This window comes from Pseudomonas sp. PSE1(2024) (assembly GCF_050990555.1).
GTDB classification, from domain to species: Bacteria; Pseudomonadota; Gammaproteobacteria; order Pseudomonadales; family Pseudomonadaceae; genus Aquipseudomonas; species Aquipseudomonas aphyarum.
This window is the reverse complement of sequence record NZ_CP158967.1, coordinates 4,407,291-4,427,946: the sequence shown is the minus strand read 5'-3', so window position 1 is coordinate 4,427,946 and position 20,656 is coordinate 4,407,291. Positions and strand designations below refer to the sequence as shown.

General features: G+C 60.1%; 17 protein-coding genes. 11 read left to right on the top strand and 6 right to left on the bottom strand.

Annotation, left to right across the window (positions count from 1 at the left end; genetic code table 11):
- Positions 1 to 96: 96 nt before the first annotated feature.
- Positions 97 to 2,025, bottom strand: a complete 1,929-nt coding sequence (locus ABTV87_RS20050; RefSeq protein WP_007953066.1) for a transglycosylase SLT domain-containing protein — start codon at positions 2,023 to 2,025, stop codon at positions 97 to 99.
- 215 nt (positions 2,026 to 2,240) lie between these two features.
- Between ABTV87_RS20050 and ABTV87_RS20045 the strand changes: the two genes are divergently transcribed.
- Positions 2,241 to 4,163, top strand: coding sequence for an ATP-binding cassette domain-containing protein (locus ABTV87_RS20045; RefSeq protein ID WP_011335198.1), 1,923 nt, complete (start codon positions 2,241 to 2,243; stop codon positions 4,161 to 4,163).
- A 76-nt stretch (positions 4,164 to 4,239) separates the two neighbouring features.
- Here ABTV87_RS20045 and ABTV87_RS20040 read toward each other — a convergent pair whose 3' ends face one another.
- Positions 4,240 to 4,677, bottom strand: coding sequence for a universal stress protein (locus tag ABTV87_RS20040; protein ID WP_007953063.1), 438 nt, complete (start codon positions 4,675 to 4,677; stop codon positions 4,240 to 4,242).
- A gap of 103 nt (positions 4,678 to 4,780) precedes the next feature.
- On the opposite strand from ABTV87_RS20040, the gene ABTV87_RS20035 reads away from it, so the two are divergent.
- The 7 genes from ABTV87_RS20035 to ABTV87_RS20005 all read left to right on the top strand — a co-directional run bounded on the left by ABTV87_RS20035 (position 4,781) and on the right by ABTV87_RS20005 (position 13,228).
- Positions 4,781 to 5,218, top strand: a complete 438-nt coding sequence (locus tag ABTV87_RS20035) for a hypothetical protein (protein WP_085608204.1) — start codon at positions 4,781 to 4,783, stop codon at positions 5,216 to 5,218.
- A gap of 540 nt (positions 5,219 to 5,758) precedes the next feature.
- The gene (gene fadB, locus ABTV87_RS20030) at positions 5,759 to 7,906 is read left to right on the top strand and encodes a fatty acid oxidation complex subunit alpha FadB (RefSeq protein ID WP_085608205.1); all 2,148 of its coding nucleotides are present in this window, start codon (positions 5,759 to 5,761) and stop codon (positions 7,904 to 7,906) included.
- A 29-nt stretch (positions 7,907 to 7,935) separates the two neighbouring features.
- Entirely contained in the window at positions 7,936 to 9,111 is a 1,176-nt protein-coding gene (fadA, locus tag ABTV87_RS20025) for an acetyl-CoA C-acyltransferase FadA (RefSeq protein WP_085608206.1), read from the top strand.
- A 99-nt stretch (positions 9,112 to 9,210) separates the two neighbouring features.
- Positions 9,211 to 9,447 (top strand): DUF1653 domain-containing protein, encoded by a 237-nt coding sequence (locus ABTV87_RS20020; RefSeq protein ID WP_007953059.1) that lies wholly within the window; start codon positions 9,211 to 9,213, stop codon positions 9,445 to 9,447.
- 114 nt (positions 9,448 to 9,561) lie between these two features.
- A complete protein-coding gene (topA, locus tag ABTV87_RS20015) occupies positions 9,562 to 12,192 on the top strand; it encodes a type I DNA topoisomerase (RefSeq protein ID WP_085608207.1) in 2,631 nt (876 codons plus the stop codon).
- 171 nt (positions 12,193 to 12,363) lie between these two features.
- On the top strand, positions 12,364 to 12,888 hold the full coding sequence (locus tag ABTV87_RS20010) for a DUF6586 family protein (RefSeq protein ID WP_085608208.1): 525 nt from the start codon (positions 12,364 to 12,366) through the stop codon (positions 12,886 to 12,888).
- 106 nt (positions 12,889 to 12,994) lie between these two features.
- The gene (locus tag ABTV87_RS20005) at positions 12,995 to 13,228 is read left to right on the top strand and encodes a hypothetical protein (protein WP_007953047.1); all 234 of its coding nucleotides are present in this window, start codon (positions 12,995 to 12,997) and stop codon (positions 13,226 to 13,228) included.
- An 86-nt stretch (positions 13,229 to 13,314) separates the two neighbouring features.
- On the opposite strand, the gene sulA is transcribed toward ABTV87_RS20005, so the two are convergent.
- The gene (gene sulA / locus ABTV87_RS20000; protein ID WP_085608209.1) at positions 13,315 to 13,788 is read right to left on the bottom strand and encodes an SOS-induced cell division inhibitor SulA; all 474 of its coding nucleotides are present in this window, start codon (positions 13,786 to 13,788) and stop codon (positions 13,315 to 13,317) included.
- 10 nt (positions 13,789 to 13,798) lie between these two features.
- Positions 13,799 to 14,407, bottom strand: a complete 609-nt coding sequence (lexA, locus tag ABTV87_RS19995; RefSeq protein ID WP_007953044.1) for a transcriptional repressor LexA — start codon at positions 14,405 to 14,407, stop codon at positions 13,799 to 13,801.
- Between the two features lie 230 nt (positions 14,408 to 14,637).
- Here lexA and ABTV87_RS19990 point away from each other — a divergent pair, with 230 nt between their 5' ends.
- The 3 genes from ABTV87_RS19990 (at position 14,638) to ABTV87_RS19980 (ending at position 17,264) form a co-directional block, all read left to right on the top strand.
- The gene (locus ABTV87_RS19990) at positions 14,638 to 15,345 is read left to right on the top strand and encodes a TetR/AcrR family transcriptional regulator (RefSeq protein WP_007953037.1); all 708 of its coding nucleotides are present in this window, start codon (positions 14,638 to 14,640) and stop codon (positions 15,343 to 15,345) included.
- A gap of 158 nt (positions 15,346 to 15,503) precedes the next feature.
- Positions 15,504 to 16,514 (top strand): beta-N-acetylhexosaminidase, encoded by a 1,011-nt coding sequence (nagZ, locus tag ABTV87_RS19985; RefSeq protein ID WP_433898243.1) that lies wholly within the window; start codon positions 15,504 to 15,506, stop codon positions 16,512 to 16,514.
- 12 nt (positions 16,515 to 16,526) lie between these two features.
- Entirely contained in the window at positions 16,527 to 17,264 is a 738-nt protein-coding gene (locus ABTV87_RS19980; RefSeq protein WP_085608210.1) for an S-methyl-5'-thioinosine phosphorylase, read from the top strand.
- Positions 17,265 to 17,378: 114 nt separating this feature from the next.
- Here the strand turns inward: ABTV87_RS19980 and ABTV87_RS19975 are convergent, their stop codons facing one another.
- Together ABTV87_RS19975 and ABTV87_RS19970 are read right to left on the bottom strand one after the other, a co-directional pair.
- Positions 17,379 to 20,069, bottom strand: coding sequence for a DEAD/DEAH box helicase (locus ABTV87_RS19975; RefSeq protein ID WP_085608211.1), 2,691 nt, complete (start codon positions 20,067 to 20,069; stop codon positions 17,379 to 17,381).
- Positions 20,070 to 20,080: 11 nt separating this feature from the next.
- Positions 20,081 to 20,647 (bottom strand): CsiV family protein, encoded by a 567-nt coding sequence (locus ABTV87_RS19970; RefSeq protein WP_085608212.1) that lies wholly within the window; start codon positions 20,645 to 20,647, stop codon positions 20,081 to 20,083.
- Positions 20,648 to 20,656: the final 9 nt, after the last annotated feature.

Below are 20,656 nucleotides of genomic sequence, written 5' to 3'. Positions count from 1 at the left end.
CATGTAACCGACCCAGTAGAGCGCCATAAAAAATGCCCGCATCTCTCGATGCGGGCATTTTTGTTTACGTCGATCTATCGGCGATACGCGTCTCGATCACTGATCATCGAAATACCGCTCATGCCAGTCCACCAGCGGTTGCGGCGAGTTGAGTTTCTGGCCGTAGATCACCGAGTAGGACAGCACGTTCTGCACGTACTGGCGGGTTTCGTCGAACGGGATGCTTTCCACCCAGACGTCGAAGCTCAGGTGGTCGGCGCCGCGCAGCCACTGGCGCACGCGGCCGGGGCCGGCGTTGTAGGCGGCAGAGGCGAGCACGCGGTTGCCGTTGAACTGGCTGTGCACCTGGCTCAGGTAAGCGGCACCGAGCTGGATGTTTTTATCCGGATCGAGCACCTGCTGTGGCGAGGCCAATGGAATGCTGAACTTGCGCGCGGTTTCCTTGGCGGTGCCGGGCATCAGTTGCATCAGGCCGCTGGCGCCGACGCTGGAACGGGCGTCGTCCATGAACGCACTTTCCTGACGGGTGATGGCGAACACCCAGCTCGAATGCAGGCCGCGCACCTTGGCTTCGCGCACCAGTGTGTCGCGGTGGGCCATCGGGAAACGGATATCCAGATCATCCCAGTACTGCGCCTGACTGATGGTGCGGATGGCCGGGAAATACCATTTCAGGTCGTAAGCCAGTTTCGCCTGGGCGACCATTTCGTCGCGGCTGAAATGCCGGCTGACGTGATACCACTCGCGGCGACCGTCGACGATCTGCCCACGGGCGTGGAACTCCAGCGCACGACGCACGCCAGGGGTGTTGCGCACCTTGTTGATCAGCGCCTGACTGAGCACCAGCGGCTTGTTGTTCAGCGAGTAAGGCGACTGCGAGCGGTCGGCGGCGAGGAAGCCGTAGAAGTCACGCTCCCGCGACAGATTCTTGTACAGCGTCTGCGCTTCCGGATTTTGCGGTTGCGCCAGTTCCAGACTGCGGGCCTGCCAGTAGCGCCAGCGGTTGGTAGTGGCCAGATCCTGCGGCAGACGGCGGGTCAGTTGGTAGGCGTCGTCCCAGCGCGCCAGACGCAACAGCAGACGCAGGCGCCATTCGGACACGGTGTTGTCGCGCAGCTCCGGGTCGTACTTGGTCATTACGTCCAGCGCGCGGCTGTCGAAGCGGCGGGCGAGAGTCAGGCCGATTTCCCGGGCGATCGCGACTTTTTCATCCCGGGAGAAATGCATGCTGCTGGCGTAACCGTCGAGCAGGGCCATGGCCTTGTCCGGGTCCTGACGCGCGAGGCGGCGCAGACCGAGGCTGACCACGTCGGACATCGGTTCATCGGCCGGCGTGAACCGCGAAGGCTGGTTGAGCAGTTCCGGTTTCTGCGCCACGTCCACCAGCAGGCGACCGCGCGGGGCGAGGGTGGTCAGGCCGTTGACCAGGCTGTTGGCCAACGGATAGTTGCGGTGCTGGGCGGCGAGCTTGGCGCGTTCCCAGCGTTTCTGTTCGGTCAGTTGACCCTCGGCGGCCCACATGCCGAACAACGCGTCACAGGCGGCGGGCTGGGATTTGCCGGTCAGCCACAGCTTCTCGGCGTTGGCGTAGCCCTCGGCCTTCTTGTTGTGGCTGATCTGGTACTGCGCGTTCAGGCAGTCCAGCTCGGTGAAATTCAGTTTGGGGTCGTAATACTTGACGAACGTCGCCCAGTCGCCTCGATCGGCCAGCCAACGCAACCAGCGCAACTTCATCCAGTTGGCCTGGGGCAGGTCACCGTGCTCGGCGAGAAACTTTTCGATCTCCGCGTTGCTGGCGGTTTTCAGCCGGGCGGTCAGCTCGTCATAAGCCAGGTATGGCTCCAGCGGATAATCAGCCAGTGCCTGGCTGTAACGGAAATACGGGCCGGTGTCGCCCTTGGCCAGGGCGCGCTTGGCTTCATCGTAATACTGGCGTTGGGTGGACAGGTCCACCGCCTGGGCGGATTGAACGGCAGCGGCGGAAAGCAGCAAACATGACAAAACACTGAAGAGGCGACTGCGCATGAGACATCCGGGCAGAGAAATCATGACAAGTGCCGGCCCAAAACCCGCACTGAATTGTCTGTAGCTTAGCCTTTTGCCAGCAGGCGGCGAAAGCTTTGCCGGCCTTGCAGCACAAGTTCGCAACAATTGTTGTGCAGAGTGCGTCAGCGGCGAAATTGCCGGCCTGCTCGGGCCCCGATTCAGGTAGAATGCGCGCCCGGTTTTTGGAGAAGCTCATGACCCTGCTCAAATTCAGCGATGTGTCCCTTGCATTCGGCGCGATGCCGTTGTTGGACAAGGTGTCCTGGCAGATCGCCCGTGGTGAGCGGGTGTGCATCATCGGCCGCAACGGCACTGGCAAATCCAGCATGATGAAACTGGTCAAGGGCGACCAGAAGCCTGATGACGGCTCGGTGTGGCGTGCCCCCGGTCTGAAAATCGGTGAATTGCCACAGGAATTGCCGGTGGCCGACGAGCGGACTGTGTTCGACGTGGTTGCCGAAGGCCTCGATGGCGTCGGCGCCTTGCTCGCCGAATACCATCATCTGAGCCAGAACATCGTCACCGACGCCGATCTGGACAAACTGATGCACGTCCAGCACGACCTCGAAGCGCGCGATGGCTGGCGCTTGCAGACCCTGGTCGACAGCACCCTGAGCCGCCTGCAACTACCGGCCGACAAGACCCTCGCCGAACTGTCCGGCGGCTGGCGTCGTCGTGTGCTGCTGGCGCAGGCGCTGGTGTCCGAGCCGGATCTGCTGCTGCTCGACGAGCCAACCAACCACCTGGACATCGGTGCGATTGCCTGGCTTGAAGAAGCGCTGAAGGATTTCCAGGGCGCCGTGCTGTTCATCACGCACGACCGTTCCTTCCTGCAAAACCTCGCCACCCGCATCCTGGAACTGGATCGCGGCGGCCTGATCGACTGGAACGGCGACTACGCCAGTTTCCTCGTCCATAAAGAAGCCGCACTGGCCGCCGAAGAAACCGCCAACGCGCTGTTCGACAAGCGTCTGGCCCAGGAAGAAGTGTGGATTCGTCAGGGCATCAAGGCCCGTCGCACCCGTAACGAAGGCCGCGTACGTGCGCTGAAAGCATTGCGCGTGGAGCGCAGCGAACGTCGCGAGCGCACCGGCAAGGCCAACATCCAGCTGGAAACGGCGGAGAAGTCCGGCAAGCAGGTAATGGTGCTGGATAACGTGAGCTTTGCGCATCCGGGCGGTCCGTTCCTGATCCGCGATTTCTCCATGGTGCTGCAGCGCGGCGACCGGATCGGTCTGCTCGGCGCCAACGGTACCGGCAAGACCACTCTGCTGAAACTGATGCTCAGCGGTCTGCAACCGACCAGCGGCAAAGTGGAAGAGGGCACCAAGATCGATGTGGCCTACTTCGACCAGTTGCGTCATCAGCTGGATCTGGAAAAGACCGTGATCGATAACGTCGCCGAAGGTCGCGACTTCATCGATATCGACGGCCAGAGCCGCCACGTGCTGAGCTACCTCGGCGACTTCCTGTTCAGCCCGCAGCGTGCCCGCACGCCGGTGAAGGCGTTGTCCGGTGGTGAGCGTGCGCGTCTGTTGCTGGCCAAATTGTTCAGCAAGCCGGCGAACCTGCTGGTACTCGACGAACCGACCAACGACCTCGACGTGGAAACCCTCGAGCTGCTCGAAGAAGTGCTGCTGACCTTCAACGGCACTGTGCTGATGGTCAGTCACGACCGGGCATTCCTCGACAACGTGGTCACCAGCACTCTGGTCTTCGAAGGTGAAGGCAAGGTGCGCGAATACGTCGGCGGCTATCAGGACTGGATCCGTCAGGGCGGTTCGCCGCGTCTGCTGGGCGTGACCGAAAGCAAATCCGGCAAGGCCGACCTGAACTCGGCGGTGGTCACTGCCGAACCGGCTCCGGTTGCCGCGCCGGTTGCTGCGGCTCCAGCGGCGAAGAAGAAGTTGAGCTACAAGCTTCAGCGCGAGCTGGAAGCGCTGCCGGGCGACATCGACGCCAAGGAGCAGCAGATTGCTGCTGTCGAGGCTGAAATGGCCGAGGCCGGCTTCTATCAGCGTCCGCCGGCCGAGACGGCCAAGGTGATTGCTTCTCTGGAGCAGTTGCAGGCTGAGCTGGATGCGCTGGTGGAGCGTTGGGCCGAGCTGGACGCCTGATTGTTTCAAGGCATGAAAAAGCCCGGCGTCCAGTGATGGGCGCCGGGCTTTTTTAGCTTTTCACAAGTGCCTGGGATCAGCGTTTGACCAAGTGCACCGCCAGCACATCGCAAGGTGCGCCGTGCAGCACGTCATTGGCGGTCGAGCCCAGCAACAGCGCCAGACCATGCCGGCCATGGCTGCCGACCACGATCAGGTCGCATTCCTGTTCCTTGGCGAAATGGTGGATTTCCTGACGCGGCTGGCCGTAGGTCAGGTGGCAGTTGGCGCCTTCAAGCTCGGTGTACTTGTGCTTCAGGCGTTCGAGGCGTTCCTTGGCCTGATCGAACTGCTGTTGTTGCAGTTGTGACAGATCCATCGGTACGTCACCGCCGAAGGCCATGGCCATCGGTTCAACGATATGCACCAGCGACAGCTTGGCGCCATTGCTCACCGACAGCTCTCGGGCGCGGTGGATCACAGGGTCGCACTCTTCGGTCAGATCTACGGCGACCAGGATATGGTGGTAGGGCATGAGGTGCTCCTCGTGAGGGATCAATATTGTTAAGTATGGCTGGTTTCAAGCGCATTGGTTCCAAAGTGACGCAATGGGCTCATCAAGAATCGGGAGTAGAGATATGACGGTCTGGCTGGTGGTGTCAATCCTGCTGGTGGTGTTGAGTCCCCTGGCGTGGTTGCGTCCGTCCCGTGCACAGAGTGGCCGGATAGCCTTGCGCACCGAGGCCCGGCGCATCGGGCTGGCCATGCAGCTGGCGCCCCAGGAGTGGCCGCACTGGCTGAGCCAGGAGCCGCCAAACCCGTGCGCGCAATACCATCGGCCACGCCGTGGCAAGCAGTCGGCGTGCTGGACGTATTGGCAGAAATCCCCGGGTGTTTGGGTGAATCAGTGGCAGGAAGTCTGTGAGGATCCACTGCTGCTGAATCATTTCGAAAAATTGCCGGGCAACGTTTTCAAGGTCGAGGCGGATAAGCAGATGATCGCCCTCTATTGGGGCGAGAAGGGTGAGGCGTCGGTTTTGCTGGAGATTGATGCCACGCTGAAAGCGCTGGCATGACTTGCGGACTTTTCGCGCTGCAACGGTGCGAAACGTCTGGCAGACGCGCAATAAAAAGCCCGACATGATTCATCGGGCGGGGTTGGCCAGGCAGGCCGGAAATTCTTTTTGGCGTTGAACCGGAGTCATCCGGTCAGCAAATCTGCGCCTGTTTTCCTTCGTAGTCCAGCCAGCGTAGCCTGTTAAACAAGGCTTGCGGTGAATTAGGGCGACTTTTCTAACTATTAATCTTATGAATGCCCTCACATGCAAGCGTCTGTGGCCGGGCTGCGTCCTACAGAAATGACCGCAAAGTCGCATTTCAACCCGTATTTAGGGCGATTGACAATTGTCGGAAATTCCGTGAAGGTGGCGTACCCAAATCAAACGGGCGTATGAATTGAGCGTTTGTATTGCAGACTGCTCCTACAGAATCCCGACTATCGCGTTGGCGGGTGTGCCGGGTGGATGAGTGTCAGCATCGACGAAAAAACGTCCTGCCGAGCCATTTGCCTGCGTCCGACGTGTACTGTTCAGCTTCCATATCGTGGAGATCAGTTGATGATTTACGAAGGTAAAGCCATCACGGTTAAAGCTCTTGAAAGTGGCATCGTCGAATTGAAATTCGACCTCAAGGGTGAGTCCGTCAACAAGTTCAACCGTCTTACCCTGAACGAACTGCGTCAGGCCGTAGACACCATCAAGGCAGATGCTTCGATCAAGGGCGTGATCGTCAGCAGTGGCAAGGACGTGTTCATCGTCGGCGCCGACATCACCGAATTTGTCGACAACTTCAAGCTGCCGGATGCCGAGCTGGTTGCTGGCAATCTCGAAGCCAACAAGATCTTCAGCGATTTCGAAGACCTCAACGTTCCGACCGTCGCCGCGATCAACGGCATCGCCCTGGGGGGCGGCCTGGAAATGTGCCTCGCAGCGGACTACCGCGTCATGTCGACCAAGGCCAAGATCGGTCTGCCGGAAGTCAAGCTGGGCATCTACCCGGGCTTCGGCGGTACCGTGCGTCTGCCGCGCCTGATCGGTGCCGACAACGCCATCGAGTGGATTGCCGCCGGCAAGGAAAACCGTCCTGAAGACGCGCTGAAAGTCGGCGCCGTCGATGCCGTGGTTGCCCCTGAAAAGCTGCAGGATGCCGCCCTTGAGCTGGTCAAGCGCGCCGTCTCCGGCGAGTTCGACTACAAGGCCAAGCGCCAGCCCAAGCTGGAAAAGCTCAAGCTGAACGCCATTGAACAAATGATGGCTTTCGAAACCGCCAAAGGTTTCGTGGCTGGCCAGGCTGGCCCGAACTACCCGGCCCCGGTCGAAGCGATCAAGACCATCCAGAAAGCCGCGAACTTCGGTCGTGACAAGGCGCTGGAAGTTGAAGCCGCAGGTTTCGTGAAACTGGCCAAGACCTCTGCCGCGCAGAGCTTGATCGGTCTGTTCCTGAACGATCAGGAGCTGAAGAAAAAGGCCAAGGCCTACGACGAAATCGCCAAGGACGTGAAGCAGGCTGCCGTACTGGGCGCCGGCATCATGGGTGGCGGTATCGCCTATCAGTCGGCCTCCAAAGGTACGCCGATCCTGATGAAGGACATCAACGAGCACGGCATCGAGCAAGGTCTGGCTGAAGCCGCCAAGCTGCTTGTCGGTCGCGTTGATAAAGGCCGCATGACCGCCGCGAAAATGGCTGAAGTGCTCAACGGCATTCGTCCGACCCTGTCCTACGGTGATTTCGGTCACGTCGACCTGGTCGTTGAAGCCGTGGTCGAGAACCCGAAGGTCAAGCAAGCCGTTCTGGCGGAAGTCGAAGACAAGGTCAAAGAGGACACCATCCTCGCGTCCAACACCTCGACCATTTCCATCAGCCTGCTGGCCAAGGCCCTCAAGCGTCCGGAAAACTTCGTCGGCATGCACTTCTTCAACCCGGTGCACATGATGCCGCTGGTGGAAGTGATCCGTGGCGAGAAGTCCAGCGAGCTGGCGATTGCCACCACCGTTGCCTACGCCAAGAAAATGGGCAAGAACCCGATCGTCGTCAATGACTGCCCGGGCTTCCTGGTCAACCGCGTACTGTTCCCGTACTTCGGCGGTTTCGCCAAGCTGGTCAGCGCCGGTGTGGACTTCGTCCGTATCGACAAGATCATGGAAAAATTCGGCTGGCCGATGGGCCCGGCGTACCTGATGGACGTGGTCGGCATCGACACCGGTCACCACGGCCGTGACGTGATGGCCGAAGGCTTCCCGGATCGCATGAAGGACGACCGTCGTTCGGCCATCGACGTGCTTTACGAAGCCAAGCGTCTCGGTCAGAAGAACGGTAAAGGCTTCTATGCCTACGAGGCCGACAAGAAAGGCAAGCAGAAGAAAGTCGCCGATCCGTCGGTACTGGAAGTGCTCAAGCCGATCGTCTACGAGCAGCGCGAAGTCACTGACGAAGACATCATCAACTGGATGATGATCCCGCTGTGCCTGGAAACCGTGCGTTGCCTGGAAGACGGCATCGTCGAAACCGCTGCCGAAGCCGACATGGGTCTGGTCTACGGTATTGGTTTCCCTCCATTCCGTGGCGGTGCGCTGCGCTACATCGACTCGATCGGTGTTGCCGAGTTCGTTGCCCTGGCCGACCAGTACGCTGATTTGGGCGCGCTGTACCACCCGACCGCGAAGCTGCGCGAAATGGCCAAGAACGGCCAGAGCTTCTTCGGTTAAGCGCCCCCAACTAGAGTGAGAGTGAACTTATGAGCTTGAATCCTAGAGACGTCGTGATTGTCGACTTCGGTCGTACTCCGATGGGCCGCTCCAAGGGCGGCATGCACCGCAACACCCGCGCCGAAGACATGTCGGCGCACCTGATCAGCAAACTGCTGGAACGCAACGCCAAGGTCGATCCTGCCGAAGTCGAGGACGTGATCTGGGGCTGCGTCAACCAGACCCTGGAGCAAGGCTGGAACATCGCGCGCATGGCGTCGCTGATGACCCAGATCCCGCACACCTCGGCCGGCCAGACCGTCAGCCGTCTGTGCGGCTCGTCGATGAGCGCGCTGCACACCGCTGCGCAAGCGATCATGACCGGTAACGGTGACGTGTTCGTGGTTGGCGGCGTCGAGCATATGGGTCACGTGAGCATGATGCACGGTGTCGATCCGAACCCGCACATGTCCCTGTACGCGGCGAAAGCCTCGGGCATGATGGGCCTGACCGCTGAAATGCTGGGCAAAATGCACGGTATCACTCGCGAACAGCAAGACGCCTTTGGCGTGCGTTCCCACCAGTTGGCCCACAAAGCGACTGTGGAAGGCAAGTTCAAGGACGAAATCATCCCGATGCAGGGTTACGACGAGAACGGTTTCCTGAAAACCTTCGACTACGACGAAACCATTCGTCCGGAAACCACCCTGGAAAGTCTGGCGGCTCTGAAGCCGGCGTTCAATCCAAAGGGCGGCACCGTAACGGCCGGTACTTCGTCGCAGATCACCGATGGTGCTTCGTGCATGATCGTGATGTCGGCACAGCGTGCACAGGACCTGGGCATCCAGCCTCTGGCGGTGATCCGCTCGATGGCGGTAGCGGGTGTGGACCCGGCCATCATGGGCTATGGTCCGGTACCGGCTACTCAGAAAGCACTGAAACGTGCCGGCCTGGGTATCAACGATATCGACTTCTTCGAGCTCAATGAAGCGTTCGCCGCACAGGCTCTGCCAGTGCTGAAAGACCTGAAAGTGCTCGACAAGATGAATGAGAAGGTTAACCTGCACGGCGGCGCGATCGCCTTGGGTCACCCGTTCGGTTGCTCCGGTGCCCGTATTTCCGGCACCTTGCTGAACGTGATGAAGCAGAATGGCGGCACCTTCGGGGTGGCCACCATGTGCATTGGCCTCGGCCAAGGCATCTCCACCGTCTTCGAACGCGTTTAAGCGTCTCGTCGATGGAAGCCGGGGCCAAGTGCCCCGGTTTTTGTTTTTGCGGATTTATTTTTGTTTTTATTTTGAAAAAATTTGAGTGAGGGCCGAAGCATGCCGATACAACCTGGGCTCTACCAACATTACAAAGGTCCGCAGTACCGCGTATTCAGTGTTGCGCGGCATTCCGAGACCGAAGAAGAAGTGGTCTTTTACCAAGCCCTGTATGGCGATTACGGCTTCTGGGTACGTCCCTTGAGCATGTTCCTGGAGTCCGTCGAGGTTGACGGGGAGCAGGTCCCACGCTTTGCTTTGGTGCAAGCCGAACCGAGCCTTTTTTCGAAGCCGTAAGGCGAGTGCGCGCAAAACCCTGCGCTTGACCTCACCTTGTAGCCACTATATATAGCGGTGCCGCGTCAGGCGCCAACCGCCTTTCACTTCTAGAATTCAGGAATTTTCTGATCCATGGGCAAATCGCTGGTCATTGTGGAATCCCCGGCTAAGGCCAAGACCATCAACAAGTATCTGGGCAACCAATACGTGGTGAAGTCGAGTATCGGCCATATCCGAGACCTGCCCACCAGCGGTTCGGCTAGCGCCAGCAAGGAGCCAGCCGCCAAGCGCGGGAAAGCTGCTGCGGGCGAAGCGCCAGCGCTGTCGCCGAAAGAGAAGGCGCGCAAGCAGCTGGTCTCGCGCATGGGTGTCGATCCCGAGCACGGCTGGAAAGCCAAGTACGAGATCCTCCCGGGCAAGGAAAAGGTCATCGAAGAGCTGCGCCGGCTCGCCAAGGATGCTGACACCATCTATCTCGCAACCGACTTGGATCGCGAGGGGGAAGCCATTGCCTGGCACCTGCGCGAAGCCATCGGTGGTGATGACAGCCGCTACAAGCGCGTGGTGTTCAACGAAATCACCAAGAAGGCGATTCAGGAAGCCTTCTCGGAGCCGGGCGAACTCGACATCGATCGAGTGAACGCGCAGCAGGCCCGTCGTTTCCTCGACCGCGTCGTCGGCTACATGGTCTCACCGCTGCTGTGGGCGAAGATCGCTCGTGGCCTGTCCGCCGGTCGCGTGCAATCGGTTGCCGTGAAGCTGGTGGTGGAGCGTGAGCGCGAGATCCGTGCGTTCAACCCGGAAGAGTACTGGGAAGTGCACGCCGACCTCGGCACCACCAAAGGTTCGACCGTGCGTTTCGAAGTGGCTCGCGAGAAAGGTGAAGCCTTCAAACCGCTGAACGAAGCCCAGGCTACGGCCGCGCTGGAGAAGCTCAAATCTTCCAGCTACAGCATCGTCAAGCGTGAAGACAAGCCAACCAGCAGCAAGCCGTCGGCACCGTTCATCACCTCCACACTGCAACAGGCCGCGAGTAACCGCCTGGGTTTCGGTGTGAAGAAAACCATGATGATGGCTCAGCGTCTGTACGAAGCCGGCTACATCACTTATATGCGTACCGACTCGACCAACCTCTCGGCTGATGCCGTGGCGATGGCGCGCGATTACATCGAAACCGAGTTCGGCAAGAAGTACCTGCCGGAGTCGCCGAACGTCTACAGCAGCAAGGAAGGCGCACAAGAGGCTCACGAAGCGATTCGTCCGTCTGACGCCAACACCACGCCAGCCAAGCTGGCCGGCATGGAGCGCGACGCTGAGCGCCTCTACGAGCTGATCTGGCGCCAGTTCCTGGCTTGCCAGATGCTGCCGGCGCAATACCTGTCGACCACCGTCAGCGTCGCTGCCGGCGACTTCGAGCTGCGCGCCAAGGGCCGCATCCTGAAGTTCGACGGTTACACTCGTGTGCTGCCGCAGATCACCAAGCCTGGCGACGATGACGTTCTGCCGGACATGGCGCAGGGCGACGTGATGAAGCTTATAAAGCTCGATCCGTCCCAGCACTTCACCAAGCCGCCGGCCCGTTATTCGGAAGCCAGCCTGGTGAAGGAAATGGAAAAGCGCGGCATCGGCCGTCCTTCGACCTACGCAGCGATCATCTCGACCATTCAGGATCGCGGCTACGTGACCCTGCACAACCGTCGTTTCTATTCGGAAAAGATGGGCGACATCGTTACCGAGCGTCTGTCGGAAAGCTTCTCGAATCTCATGGACTACGGCTTCACCGCCGGCATGGAAGAGAATCTCGATGACGTGGCCCAGGGTGAACGCGACTGGAAAAACGTGCTGGACGAGTTCTACGGCGACTTCAAGAAAAAACTTGAAGTGGCGGAGAATCCGGAAGCCGGCATGCGTGCCAACCAGCCGGTAATGACCGACATTCCTTGCACCACCTGCGGCCGTCCGATGCAGATTCGTACTGCATCGACCGGTGTATTCCTCGGCTGCTCGGGTTACAGCCTGCCGCCGAAAGAGCGCTGCAAGGCCACCGTCAACCTGGTGCCGGGCGATGAAATCGCGGCGGACGACGAGGGCGAGTCGGAATCCCTGGTGCTGCGCGGCAAGCATCGCTGCCCGATCTGCAGCACGGCGATGGACGCCTACCTGCTCGACGAGAAGCGCAAGCTGCACATCTGTGGTAACAACCCGGATTGCGCCGGCTACGAGATCGAAGAAGGCAGCTATCGCATCAAGGGCTACGAAGGTCCGAGCCTGGAATGCGACAAGTGCGGCAGCGAGATGCAGCTCAAGACCGGCCGTTTCGGCAAGTTCTTCGGTTGCACCAACCCGACGTGCAAGAACACCCGCAAACTGCTGAAAAGCGGTGACGCGGCGCCGCCGAAGATGGATCCGGTGAAGATGCCTGAGCTGAAATGCGAAAAGGTCAACGACACCTACATCCTGCGCGACGGTGCATCCGGCCTGTTCCTGGCGGCCAGCCAATTCCCGAAAAACCGCGAGACCCGTGCTCCGCTAGTGATCGAGATTCTGCCGCACAAGGACGAGATCGATCCGAAGTACCATTTCCTGTGCGAAGCGCCGCAGAAGGATCCGGATGGCCTGCCAGCGGTGATCCGCTACAGCCGCAAGACCAAAGAGCAGTATGTTCAGACCGAAGTCGACGGCAAGCCGACTGGCTGGAAAGCGTTCTTCGACGGTGGTAAGTGGACAGTTGAGGACAAGCGTCCGGCGAAAGCCAAGGCTTGAGCAATCGCTGATCTGAAGGTGCCCTGACTGGGCATCTTCAACACAAAAGGCCGCATGACAACCTTCGGGTTTTCATGCGGCCTTTTTGTTTAATGCTTGCGGTCAGATCGGCTGATCCATGACACTGTCCGGCCTGTGTGAAGCAATTATTTCGTTGTGGAGAGTGCCGACATGGCCCACGAACTTTATACCCGTACCAATCAGAAGATCTATTTCGCGGGTTTGTCGCTGGAAGCGCTGGCCAGGGCCGAAGAGGGGCGGGCGATGAACTCGCTGGCGCTGATTCAGGCCGGGCGCGAATCCGCACTGTTTCATCTCTACGGTGCGTTGTTGGGGCTGTGTCATGAAATCGCCGGCTTCTATCGTTTGCCGCAAGCCAATGCGTCGCGGGCGGAAACTCTGCTGACCCGCGAAGTGCTGGAGTCGATTGCCATTCCTGAGCTGGCGGAGATGATCGAGCTGGCAGGCAATCCGGAGACCTGGCTGGCTAAATTGCTGGCCGCGCACTCGGCGCTGTTTCAGCCGCCACGGGTGCCACACAAGCCGAAGGGCGATGTGACGCAGCCGTTAATTCAGGCGGTGAATCTGGATGAAGAAGAGGCGGTTGAAGAGCTGAGCCGCGAAGAGCTCGAGAGCTGGCGGCAGAACCTCAAGGGGCTGGCGATCCGTTTCCGTGAAGGCTTGAACGAGTGCTGAGGAACTGTGGACTGGCGGCGACGAGAGGCGTGCTGCTGGTCAAGATCCCGAGCGAAGCCTGAATGATGTCTATATAATCCCTGCCTTTCGTGGAGAACAGACCTATATGCCAACGTCCTTTCTAGAAATTGTCGAGCTACCAGACGGCCGAATCGAACTGCGCAGGGCCGAGGACGAGGGTTCTCTGGTAACTCTGGATTTCTCCGAGGATGCCAAGGCGTTTCTGCAAGGCCAGCACGTTGAAATTGCCAAGGCGATGTTGAGCGTCGGCGTGCAAATGGCGGGGCGTATGGTTGAAGGCGAATTCGATAAGGATGAGGGGCCGCGGGTTCTTCATTGATCCGCTGTCTGTCAGTTACTGCTCCAGATCGGCTTCTCTATCCCTGGAGAAGCCCTGCGCTTTACATGGCGCGCATTGTTGCTGAATCACCCCAAACGAATGTTCAGGCTTTGAGCGTCCCCGGTACGGGCGGCGCTGATCAGCTGTTGCCGTGATCCTGCGCTCAATGGATTCAGCCACGTGACGACTGTGTGGCTGCGGCCCAGGCGTAATGCTTCGCAGGCCAATTGCTGAGCGCTTTGGGCGCCGCGCGGTTGCAACAGCAGGATGCGTTCGCGATTCAATCCAGCGTCCCGCAGCCAGGTCTGGGTCAGGCTGGCAGGCGGTGCAATCAGGGTCAGCCAGCGTGCGTCCTGATCCTCGCTCAGTTCGCGAAGAATCGGTGCCAGCAGGCTCAGGCAGTTCCCGGCCGCACCGCGCAGTGACAGCTCGCTGAACGCTTCGGGTTCGGTATTCCACGGCCGCTCGACGACATCCTTGAGGATGGGGGCGATGGGCTGCGCCAGAAACGCTTCGAACAACGGCAGTTGTGTTTGCTGAGGTGCGTGTGGGAACTGCATAAAGCCTCCTTTAGCGGCGGATGACGCCGACACTCAAGCCTTCGATGACCAGTTCCTGGTCTTTCAGGTTGACTTCGATAGGGGCGAACTCGGGGTTTTCGGCAATCAGCCAGACTTTGCTGCCGTCACGCTTGAAGCGTTTGACGGTGACTTCGTCGCCGATCCGGGCAACCACGATCTGACCGTTGCGTGCCTCGCGGGTGGTGTGAACCGCCAGCAAGTCGCCGTCGAAAATACCGATGTCCTTCATGCTCATGCCGTGGACGCGCAACAGGTAGTCGGCGCGCGGATGAAAGAAGGCCGGGTTGATGTTGCAGGACTCTTCGATGTGCTGCTGGGCGAGAATCGGTGCGCCGGCAGCCACTCGACCGATGATCGGCAGCGTGGATTCGTCGACCTTGGCTTCGAAGCCGGGGATGCGAATGCCGCGAGAGGCACCCGGAGTCATCTCGATCGCGCCTTTACGGGCGAGTGCCTTGAGGTGCTCTTCGGCCGCGTTGGGCGATTTGAAACCCAGTTCCTGAGCGATTTCCGCACGGGTCGGCGGGTAGCCGTTGTCTTCGAGGCAGCGTTTGATAAAGGCCAGAATCTCGGCTTGGCGTGGCGTCAGCTTAAGCATATTGATCGCTCTGTCTTTTTATACAGTGACTGGGATTATATACAGTGAAGCAGTCTTGGCAATGATCGTTTTTTGCCATGCCGCCGGACGGTCAGTGACGACGCTGATTAATGTGGCGTCCTTGTTGTGGTTAAATAACTGACCGACCATTCCCAAAACGAACTGGCAGGCTTGACAAGGCATAGGCTGAAACGTATGTTTCAAACAAGTGTTTGTCAGGCGGAGTAGCCATGGCCCAGTCGGAAACCGTTGAACGCATTCTTGATGCTGCAGAACAGTTGTTCGCGGAAAAAGGTTTCGCTGAAACCTCATTGCGTCTGATCACCAGCAAGGCAGGGGTCAACCTCGCTGCGGTGAACTATCACTTCGGTTCGAAGAAGGCGCTGATCCAGGCGGTTTTTTCGCGCTTCCTCGGTCCGTTCTGCATCAGCCTCGACAAAGAGCTGGAGCGCCGCCAGGCCAAGCCAGAGAACAAGCCTTCGCTCGAAGAGCTGCTGGAAATTCTCGTCGAGCAAGCGCTGGTGGTGCAGCCACGTAGCGGCAACGATCTATCGATTTTCATGCGCTTGCTCGGTCTGGCATTCAGTCAGAGCCAGGGCCACTTGCGCCGTTATCTGGAAGACATGTACGGCAAGGTATTCCGTCGCTATATGTTGCTGGTGAACGAAGCCGCGCCGCGCATTCCTCCGATCGAACTGTTCTGGCGTGTGCACTTCATGCTCGGTGCTGCAGCATTCAGCATGTCGGGTATCAAGGCCTTGCGCGCGATTGCCGAGACCGATTTCGGTGTCAACACCTCCATCGAACAGGTGATGCGTCTGATGGTGCCGTTCCTGGCAGCCGGTATGCGTGCCGAAACCGGCGTCACCGACACGGCCATGGCCACTGCGCAGTTGCGACCACGCAGCAAATCCGCGCCGGCACCTGCCAAGGTTTAACCGTCCATGGGTGGGCGCGGCAGCTGACATCCGCTAAGCTAGCCGCCCATGTCGACTCTCGTTCTGAACCCGTTTCTCATTGAAATCACCGACCCGCCGGGCAATGCCCCGCGCGGTGATTTTGTGGGCGACGGGTTTTTCGTTTTCAAGGAATCTCTATGACTGCTGGCCTGCAAGGCTCGTTGATGGTGGACGTCGCCGGTACCTGGCTGACGGCCGAAGATCGCCAATTGTTGCGCCAGCCCGAAGTGGGCGGCCTGATCATCTTTGCCCGCAACATCGAGCATCCGCGCCAAGTGCGCGAGTTGAGCGCGGCGATTCGTGCCATTCGTCCTGACTTGCTGCTGGCGGTGGATCAGGAGGGCGGTCGCGTCCAGCGGCTGCGTCAAGGCTTCGTGCGTCTGCCGGCCATGCGCGCCATCGCCGACAATCCGAACGCCGAGTATCTGGCCGAGCAATGCGGCTGGATCATGGCCACCGAAGTGCTGGCAGTCGGCCTCGACCTGAGCTTCGCGCCGGTGCTGGATCTGGATTACCAGCGCAGCGCCGTCGTCGGCACCCGCTCGTTTGAAGGTGACCCGGAGCGTGCTGCGCTACTCGCCGGTGCTTTCATCAAAGGCATGAACAGCGCCGGCATGGCCGCCACCGGTAAGCATTTTCCCGGCCACGGCTGGGCGGAAGCCGACTCGCACGTCGCGATTCCCAACGACGAGCGCAGCCTCGAAGAGATTCGCGCCAACGACCTCGTGCCGTTTGCCAGACTCAGCAAGCAACTGGCCGCCGTCATGCCGGCCCACGTCATTTATCCGCAAGTCGATGCGCAGCCCGCCGGTTTCTCCCGGCGCTGGTTGCAGGACATCCTGCGCGGTGAGCTGCAGTTCGACGGCGTTATCTTCAGCGATGACCTGTCGATGGCCGGCGCGCATGTAGTGGGCGACGCCGCCAGCCGTATCGAAGCCGCGCTCAGTGCCGGTTGCGACATGGGCCTGGTGTGCAACGACCGAGCGGCCGCCGAACTGGCCCTGAGCGCCGCGCAGCGCATGAAGGTCAAGCCGTCGCCGCGCATCGCGCGCGTGCGCGGTCAGGCATTCGCCAACACCGAATACCGTCAGGATCCGCGCTGGCTGACCGCTGTCGGCGCGCTCAAAGACGCTCAACTGATCGATTAAGGATTTTTCGCTATGACGGTTTACGCAATCATCGGCGGCACCGGCCTGACCCAGCTGGAAGGCTTGAGCATTCGTCAGTCGCTAGCGGTGGATACGCCTTATGGCGCGCCATCGGCCGAGGTTCAGATTGGCGAGTATGCCGGCAAGGAAGTGTTATTCCTCGCTCGTCACGGTCACCCGCATCGCTTCCCGCCGCACAAGGTCAACTACCGCGCCAACCTGTGGGCGTTGAAGCAGGCCGGGGCCGAAGGGATCATCGCGGTCAACGCCGTGGGTGGGATTCATCCTGCAATGGGCACCGGACATTTCTGCGTGCCGCATCAGATCGTGGACTACACCAGCGGTCGCGAGCACACCTATTTCGCCGATGATCTGGAACATGTCACACACATCGACTTCAGCTTTCCCTACAGCGAACCGCTGCGTCAGCAATTGATTGCTGCGTTGGCCGCCGAAGGTTGCGAGTACAGCGATCAGGGCGTTTACGCCTGCACCCAGGGCCCGCGACTGGAAACCGTGGCCGAGATCGTGCGTCTGGAGCGTGACGGTTGCGACATCGTCGGCATGACCGGCATGCCGGAAGCGGCGCTGGCTCGTGAGCTGGATCTGGATTACGCCTGTCTGTCGCTGGTGGTGAACCCGGCGGCGGGCAAGACCACTGAAGTGATCACCATGGCCGAGATCGAGCAGGCGTTGCACGATGGCATGGGCAAGGTGAAATCGACGTTGGCGCGCGTACTCAGGGGCTGAGTCTGGCTCGAAACTGAGTCGAGCCTTTCGCGGGCAAGCCCGCTCCCACAGAGGTCACGCTAAACCTGTGGGAGCGGGCTTGTTCGCGAATCGATCTGATAGCCGACAAAGATCTCAGCGCTTTTCAAACTTGTCCGGCAACGGCGCAAACAGCGCCTCGATATCGTCACTCTGCAACTTCCAGTCCCCGGCCTTGCGCCCATCCAGCACACCGGCCGCCAGGTCGGATTTTTCCTTCTGCAAGTGCTGAATCTTCTCCTCGACCGTGCCCCGGGCAATCATCTTGTAGACGAACACCGGCTTTTCCTGACCGATGCGATACGCGCGGTCGGTTGCCTGATTCTCGGTCGCCGGGTTCCACCACGGATCGTAGTGAATCACCGTGTCCGCTTCCGTCAGGTTCAGGCCCACACCACCAGCCTTCAGGCTGATGAGAAAGATCTGACGCTTGCCGCTCTGGAATTCCTTCACAGGCGTTCGCCGATCACGGGTCTGTCCCGTCAGCAGCGCATACGCGACATTGCGCTTTTTCAGCTCGTCCTCGATCAGTGATAGCATCGAAGTGAACTGCGAAAACAGCAGAATCCGCCGGCCTTCCTCAAACAACTCCTCGAGCATTTCCATCAGGCTGTCGAGCTTGCCCGAGGTGCTGCCGCGAGCGGGCAGGGTAGCGTCGTTGACCAGGCGCAAATCGCAGCAGACCTGACGCAGCTTGAGCAACGCTTCGAGAATGATGATCTGACTGCGCGCCACGCCTTTGCGGGTGATCTCGTCGCGAACCTTCTTGTCCATGGCCAGACGCATGGTTTCGTACACGTCGCGCTGCGCTTCGTTGAGCTCGACCCAGTGGATGATCTCGGTTTTCGGTGGCAGCTCGGTCGCGACCTGTTCCTTGGTGCGGCGCAGCAGGAACGGTTTGATCCGACCGTTGAGGTGCTGAAGTCTGACTTCGCTCGCGCGCTTTTCAATCGGCACGCGGTAATCGGCGTTGAAGCTTTTGACGTCGCCGAGCCAGCCGGGCAGCAGGAAGTGAAACAGCGACCACAGTTCGCCCAGGTGATTTTCCAGCGGCGTCCCGCTCAGGCACAGGCGCTGACGCGCATTGAATTCACGGGCGGCCTGGGCGGCTTTGCTGTTCGGGTTCTTGATGTACTGCGCCTCATCCAGCACCAGTACATGCAGCGGCTGCTGGGCCAGACGTTCGACATCCTTGGGCAGCAGTGCATAAGTGGTGAGGATCAGGTCGTAATCGGCCAGATGCTCGAAATGCTTTTTACGGCTGGCACCGTACAAGGCGACAACCTTGAGCTGTGGCGTGAAGTGCGCCGCTTCGTCCAGCCAGTTGGGAATCAGGCTGGTGGGCATCACCACCATGCACGGGCGATCCAGACGCCCGGCGTTTTTCTCGCTGAGAATATGCGCCAGTGTCTGTAAGGTTTTGCCCAGGCCCATGTCGTCCGCGAGAATCCCGCCGACTTCAAGTTGCCGCAGCGACTGCATCCAGCTCAAGCCTTCGAGCTGATAAGGACGCAGCGTTGCATTCAGTCCCTTCGGTGCTTTGGCGCTGTAGTCGCGGATATCACGCAAGCGCTGGGCGAAGCTGCGAATCTGTTCGCCACCCTCCCAGAGCAGGGGAATGCCTTCCAGCGAATTCAGGCGCGTGGCGTCGGCCTTGCTCAGGCGCAGGGTGGTTTCGCCCGGTTCCTGCAAATAAAACTCGCCAAGGGTCGCCAGCACCGGCTTCAGCCGGCCGAGGGGCAGGGCGACTTGTAACGGTCCGTGCTCGCTGTTGCGTTGCGGAATGTTCACCAAAATCAACTCATCGTCCCGTCGTCGGGCAAGGCGTTCGGGGTTGAGGATTTCCGTGTGCGAGCGCATCAGATTGAGCAGAATCGGCAGCAGGCTCAGACGCTCGCCGTTGACGATGATCCCCAGCTCCAGATCGAACCAGTCGCGCTCCGGCGTCTGCTCGACGGTGGCGTACCAGTCGTCGACGGCGGTCAGGTCGAAACCGAACTCATCGTCGACCAACAGCTCCCAGCCTTGAGTGCGCAGCTTCGGCAGATCGTTGAGGGTGAACGTCAGCCAGGCGCTGTCGTTGACCATCTCGTAGAGTTCGCCGGCGCTTTCCGGCAGGGCCTTGCTCTGGCGGGTGGCGATGCGGAACCCGAGAATTCGCAGCTGCTCGCGGTAGCTCTGTTCGATGTCCGGGTGGCGTTTGACCCGCAGGGTCTGGGCTTCCTGGCGAATCAGAATGTCGCTGTTCTTTTGCCCGCTGACGTATTCGTCGAGGTAGCTGAAGGACAGTGCCGCACGATGCTGGATATAACGCTGCATCTTGCCGTTGCGCGGTTCGAACGCGCTGAACTCGACGCTCGCCAGCCACAAGCGCGGCACCGGCTGCACGTTGTCCACCAGCACTTGCGGCGGCGCCTTCGGGCTGCGGTTTTCCAGCACGGCCTGGAGTTTTTCCAGCAGTTCGGCGTCCTTGGCGGCGGCGGGGTATTCGAGGGTTTCCTGCACTTGCAGCAACACCGCCGCACAGTGTTTGCAGTTGCTGTGCACCGGGCAGGTGCAGGTGGCGTCGACCATCAGCAGCGTGCCTTTGGCTGACTCGCGCAAGTGAATCGTCTGACGGTAGACGTTACCGCCAGAGCCTTCGCAACTAGCGGTAATGGTCGCGTCGCCGACCTGCACGAATCGCACCCGGTTTTCCAGCGCGTAGCGGCGGCCACGCTCCAGGCTTTGTTCCTTGAATCGGCTGACCCAGGAGGAGGCCAGCGGTTTACTCAGTGGCGGGGGCATAAGGACTTCGATCAGTCCGGAACGACTTCAGGCGCTTCCCGAGGCGCGGGCGCCGTCAGTGAAGTGATCTTGATCAGCAGGGCCAGGTGGCCGTTGTCGAGGTAGTTGAGTTGGCCGTTCTTGGTGTGGCTGTCCTGTTTCAGGCGCTCGCTGGCGGTGACCATGCCGTTGGCGTCGATCTGGTTGACCCAGAAGTCGGCGTTCACGTCAGTGAAGCGCCCGAGCTTCATTTCAATCGTGCCTTCGATCGGGAACTGGCCGAACTTCTCCTGACCTTCGCTGACTGCAACTTTCGCCGGCGTCTCGCCGAGAGTCTGCTGCCAGGCTTTATGCATCAGCACGCTGTACTCGCCGCTGGCGGTGAGTTTGGTCACAACGTCGTTCAGCGCCGGGGTGCGTTTGCTGTCATCGCCCAGGCGTTGAGCGCCGGCCGCCCAGTCTTCCGGTGCGGCGCGGCTGACAATTGCCGGCACGGCGTTCTGGCGTACCAGAATCATTTCGACCTGATACAGGTCATCGGCAAACGCCGTAGGTGCCACCAGGGTCAGTAGCAAAGTCAATGAGCGAAACAGGCGCATGCGGCGTCC